This is a genomic window from Nostoc sp. (genome assembly GCF_041747015.1).
Taxonomy (GTDB): domain Bacteria; phylum Cyanobacteriota; class Cyanobacteriia; order Cyanobacteriales; family Nostocaceae; genus Nostoc.
In genome coordinates, this window is sequence record NZ_JBGTFY010000078.1 from 1 (window position 1) to 4,042 (window position 4,042).

A 4,042-nucleotide genomic window follows, 5' to 3' on the forward strand; every position below is an offset into this window, starting at 1 on the left:
CGATGATTGCAGGTTGGTTGCAAATAATCCTGGCTCAGTTGCATTTAATCCTGGCTGAAGCGCAATTATAGTTGCATTTAATCCTGGTTTGTAAATGTCTTGATTGCAGGTTTTAGCGATTAGTATTGCAGGTCGTTACAAATAGCAACAGAGGTGTGTGTCAAGCCAATCGGTCGAATTTATAGCGCAAGTGATTTGAATTTACCAGTAGGTAGCCAAATATGCCCAGGAGATCGCATTAAACCAGTTAAGGGGCGTACAGTCACGGCTCTGTGCTATTTGAATGGAAAATTTTTATATCTTAAGCAGAGTAAGATTTTCGATGCTCCCGACGAATGTGTATTGCCAAAAGAAAAAGTGGAGTTATGTACAGGATTGAACCCAAGTAGGTGCAAGAATACTAGGGGTTCAGATGAGGAGCAGAATGTACCAACGCTAATTAGTCCCTATGGCAGTTCAATGTTAAGTACCAGACCTCCAATCTCTTGGTCTGCTGTTTCTAAAGCTACTAGCTACACAGTAGTTGTCAGTGGTTACGAGTTTTACTGGGAGATAACAGTCGATAAAACAATTACCACACTGCCCTACCCAGAAGAAGAAAAGGAATTACAGTTTGGGAACACCTACAAGTTTACTGTGCTTGCAAACGTGGGTGATACCGCTATTAGTTCCTCCGAGCCATTAGTAGTTAGTGTTTTGACCCAAGAAGAACAAAATGCTATTGCACAAAGGGTGAAGCAGATTAATGAATTAGGCTTAGATCCAGATGAAGCTGCTATTTCGGATTTAGATGCCATATATATGTCTAGAAATCTTTTGAATGAAACGATTGAAACATTGAAAGTATTAGTTTTAAAGAGAAGTCAAAATCCCGCTGTTTATCGCTTATTAGCAGAACGGTATTTAGAAGCATGGCTACCTAATGAAGCCGTGCGTGAATATGCCAAAGCAGCTCAATTGGCGAAAAGCACTGGTAATTTCAATGAATTAACTCGTGTGCAAGAAGGATTAAAGATCATAGAGTGTTATCACAAACATAAGTTACCTGAGACAACAATTACAAATTGTCCAGACTTGTAACTTAACGACCTTTGGGGGTTAAAGTCCTCTGCTTCTATCAAGCAACGCGAATTGAACGCCTAAGCTAAATCCCCCGAAGTTTTGTGGATGGAAAGCGTCACAAAACGTAATTGCTCTCTTCTCTACGAGACACCCAAGGGACGCAGCGGTAGCGAGTCATCGTAAGCGTCGCGTCATTGCGAATGGGCGAAAAAGCGAATGGGCGAAAAAGCGAATTGCGAATTGGTTTAAAGCCATCCTCCAACGAGTACGAAACCCGCCCAAAAATAAGGGTGGGTGTATTGAGGATTGGATGACAAACTCAATTGTGCAAGACGTAAAGCCTCTGCTTTAGTCAAGCCCTTTTTCAGACCCTCGTAGAATTCTTTCATAAGTTGAGCGGTGGAACCTTCATCTACCAACCATAAGCTGGCGACTATACTCTGCGCCCCGGCTTGTGCTGCCACTCCAGCCATTCCCAGCGTTGACTTTTTATTTCCTTTCGCTGTCTGACAGGCACTCAAAACTAATAACTCAATTGCATTTTCACTGGACTGAGTTTTATCTTTTATTAAACTGTCAAACTCTAAGATGTTAATTACTTTATCATAAGCTAAAAATACCGTCTTTTTAGTCTGAGAACTGAATTGACCGTGAGTGCTTATGTGCATGATTGGAAAGGCTTTTTTACTTAGTTCTTCCTTAAACTGTAAACTGGTAAATTTTTCATCTAGCAATATTTTTGAGGAAGTAGTTTGTTTCTTCACATCTGCTACCTCTTCTGCTACTCCTGGTAGCGCTTTTAAACCTTTGGGAGCGTTCTGGTCATTGAAGCTAGGGCTGCGCTTGGAGAGTCCAGCAATTAAAGCTGTTAATCGCTCTTGGGACAAAGATTTAGGTGCTCGGACTTTAGAACCCAAAGTTTGTGCAACACTGTATCGCTTTATTAAATAGTCTCTCTCATCATGAAGCAATCCCATTGGTAAGCTTTGGAAAGAAGCATCTAAAGCAAACACTAGCGTTCCTAATGAGGGTAAATATATTTTGATTGGCGCAATCAGCAACTTATAAAGCTTTTGATAAGGTGAGGTAATTTTAGGATTATCAGTAGAGGATAACCTAGCAGACTGTAAAATATTTAACAGATTAATGACATGACCTCTAATTAGCTTTGAATCAACAGAATGATGGTGAAGGGAGTAGTCAGAAGATTGGACAATTACTTCTATAGTTGCGCCTAAATCAATAATGTAAATTATTGCAGTGGTGCTAGGTAAATTTTGAAGCTCGTTCAATGGCACAAGGTCAAGTTTGCCACATTGAAGAAAGTTTTCTAACTGTGCTATTTGCAATCGTCCATTCGTCTGAAGTACTTGTTTTAGATCAGGGCTAGAATTTGCTAGTAGCAATCGCATATAATTACGGTACACAGGCTCCGCTTGTTCGTAGAAGAAGAACTGAGTATCAGGGTTGCTAGATAAAAGGTTAGTACGAACTTGTGTTAAGCTACTAATAGCTGCTTGGTAAATTTTAAAAGCTTTTTCAGATTTTCCTTGTTTACTATACAAATCACCCAATTTTTGCTGCCATTGATAGGCAATATCCCACGCCTGAACTGATTGAGCAAAGCCTAAAGCTTGCTCAAAGTATGTTTGTGATTGTTCTGGTTGCAATTTACCTAGAGTACCCAAACTGTAAGATTCTAAGCGTTGATTCTTAAGGGTCTTAGCTGTTTTTAAGGCAGATTCTGCATACTCTACAGCTACAGACTGCAATTGTTTATTTAAAGTTTTATTTAGGTTCTCAGCAAAATTTAGCTTTGCATAAGCAGATTGGCTAATAGATAATTCAGAAAAAGCTGAAGAGTTTTTCAATATTAGGTCTATTGAAGCTGGAATTTGTTGCTCAATCTTATTTATGACTGTTTTCTTATTACCCGACCTAGATTCTGTGGTCAACCATTTATGAAAATCTAATAATAAGCTCAAGCGGTGTAGTTGAGATTTGAGCTTGAGAGATTGAGAAGCGCCTGCTATGTTATTTACCTGTTCGTAATAATCAAGCGAGAAGAGTGCATTTTGCTGAATCAGAGCAACGGTTTGTTTTTTAAAAACTGGTTCTTCTACCCATTTATACTGATCTCGTGATCGCTCGTACATCGACTGTTTACTATTCCCCAACGAAAGTAAAATTGAACTAACTTCCTCCCTTAATTTCATTTGTTGAGTGAGCGATAACGTTTCTTTTAAAACTATTTCCGATTCATTTAACTTACCTACTAAACGTAAAACATCTCCCAGATTTCGTAGTGCCAGCAAATTTACTGACGTTGGATTTACTTGATGAATTGTTGCGTAAAGTGCTTTTTCATCAAATTCTATATATGGATTAAGCGTTGGAGAAAAAATCCGCTTATCCATTTTTAAAGCTGACAACATGGTATCGTAGGCGTTAGAGTATAACCCCAGAGCTTGTTGGGCGAGATTTTGGTTGATTAAATTCCCAGTAACACCTTCATCTAAACGGAGTTGACCATAAATCTTTGTAGCTTCTTCCCAAGTCGCAAGAGCCTCCCAATATTGCCCCTGATTTAACTGTTCATGTCCTTGAGCAGTCAAAAATTGCGCCTGATTGCGTTGTGTATTTTTATTTCCACCCTGAGCCATGAGTCGGGATGGCTTGCCAACAGCCATTAACAAACCTGTGAACCACAAAAATAAGTACCCGCGTCTAGTGATTTTCATATATCGCTCTGGTTTCGGGTAAAAATTTTGATACAGAATCTTGAGCAAAGTCTTGAGCAAAGCAAGAACCATCAGGCGACGACGAAACAACAGCAATCTCTTTATTCGGTTCTGCCAATAAGTTGACATCTCCTGATGGTTCTATTACCGCAGTTTGGGCTTCTACAATTGGTTTTACTTCCTGAATTGGCGGTTTTAGTTTCTCTGAGTTATCACTTGCTTGAACTGAAATAGACTCA

At 39.4% G+C, this 4,042-nt stretch carries 3 protein-coding genes; 1 reads left to right on the top strand and 2 read right to left on the bottom strand.

Annotated elements, in window-relative coordinates:
- The first annotated feature begins 153 nt into the window (after positions 1 to 153).
- Positions 154 to 1,080, top strand: coding sequence for a tetratricopeptide repeat protein (locus ACEW80_RS06175; RefSeq protein ID WP_373525753.1), 927 nt, complete (start codon positions 154 to 156; stop codon positions 1,078 to 1,080).
- A 227-nt stretch (positions 1,081 to 1,307) separates the two neighbouring features.
- Here ACEW80_RS06175 and ACEW80_RS06180 read toward each other — a convergent pair whose 3' ends face one another.
- Together ACEW80_RS06180 and ACEW80_RS06185 are read right to left on the bottom strand one after the other, a co-directional pair.
- Positions 1,308 to 3,803 (bottom strand): CHAT domain-containing protein, encoded by a 2,496-nt coding sequence (locus ACEW80_RS06180; RefSeq protein ID WP_373525754.1) that lies wholly within the window; start codon positions 3,801 to 3,803, stop codon positions 1,308 to 1,310.
- Positions 3,790 to 4,042, bottom strand: a 253-nt coding sequence (locus tag ACEW80_RS06185; RefSeq protein ID WP_373525755.1) for a hypothetical protein, incomplete at its 5' end; no start/stop codon positions are given. The genes ACEW80_RS06185 and ACEW80_RS06180, both read right to left, overlap by 14 nt.

Coding starts and splice junctions, on each gene's coding strand:
- ACEW80_RS06180 (WP_373525754.1), bottom strand. CDS start 3,803: ATGAAAATCACTAGACGCGGGTACTTATTTTTGTGGTTCACAGGTTTG.